At 64.2% G+C, this 1,025-nt stretch carries 1 protein-coding gene and 1 pseudogene; one reads left to right on the top strand and one right to left on the bottom strand.

Features of this window, described 5'->3' with window-relative positions:
- Window positions 1-657 (top strand): pyridoxal-dependent decarboxylase (locus LQV45_RS35485; RefSeq protein ID WP_230012751.1); only part of this gene is annotated, 657 nt, incomplete at its 5' end.
- 41 nt (window positions 658-698) lie between these two features.
- Here the strand turns inward: LQV45_RS35485 and LQV45_RS35480 are convergent.
- Window positions 699-1,025, bottom strand: a pseudogene (locus LQV45_RS35480) (transcriptional regulator); the annotation flags it as partial.

Genomic DNA, 1,025 nt, shown 5'->3' with positions numbered 1-1,025 from the left:
GGGTTTGTCTGGCCCTTCCTGTACCCGGACTCCGAGTGGGACTTCCGGCTCGAGCAGGTCCGCTCGATCAATGTCTCCGGGCACAAGTTCGGACTGGTCTATCCCGGCATCGGCTGGCTGATCTTCCGGGAGAAGGCCGACCTGGCCAAGGACCTTGTTTTTGAGGAGAACTACCTCGGCAAGACCGACTCGACGTTCACCCTGAACTTCTCCACCGGCTCGTCGATGGTTCTCGCCCAGTACTACGACTTCGTGCGCTATGGCCGCGCCGGCTACACCTACATCATGCAGAACATGCAGACCAACGCCCGCGCCCTCGCCGAGAAGTTGGAGGCCATGGGCCGGTTCGAGATCATCGGCCCCGACGAGGAGCAGCTTCCCCTGGTTGCGTTCCGGCTCGCCGGCGACCCCGGTTACGACGAGTTCGACATTGCCTGGCAGCTCTCGGCCGAACGCGGCTGGATGGTGCCGGCCTACACACTGCCGCCGAACGCCCAGGACGTGACGATCATGCGTGCGCTGGTCAAGGAAACGATGAGCCGCGAGCACGTCGACACGCTCGCCCGGGATATCGAGGAGGCGTGCTCAACGCTGTCGAAGAAGGGCGGCGCGCACGAATCCGAACGAAAGAAGATCGTCACCGGACCCGGGCATTGACCTGGTGGCGCCAACAATGAGCACGGTGGAGGAACGGTCGGTCATTCCTTCTCCCTGACTGCGGCCGCTGCCGTTTCGCGCTGGGTGGCGGCCCAGCTGGCGAGGACTTTCAGGGCGTCCTCGGAGGGTGTCCCGGGATCTGCCGTGTAGACGTTGATGCGCAATCCTGGGTCCGCGGGCAGTTCCAGTGCTTCGAAGCTCAGGTCCAGGTCCCCCACGATCGGGTGGTGGAGCCGTTTGCGGCCGGTGCGGTGGTACTTCACGTCGTGCCTCGCCCACCGGGTGCGGAACTCCTCGCTGCGGGTCGAAAGCTCTCCGATCAGGTCCGTGAGGTCTCTGTCGTAGGGGTTTTTCCCGGCGGTGGACAT

It is taken from the genome of Microbacterium sp. Bi128, assembly GCF_918698205.1.
Note: the sequence above shows the minus strand (reverse complement) of the source record. Positions and strands in the feature narration are given on the sequence as shown.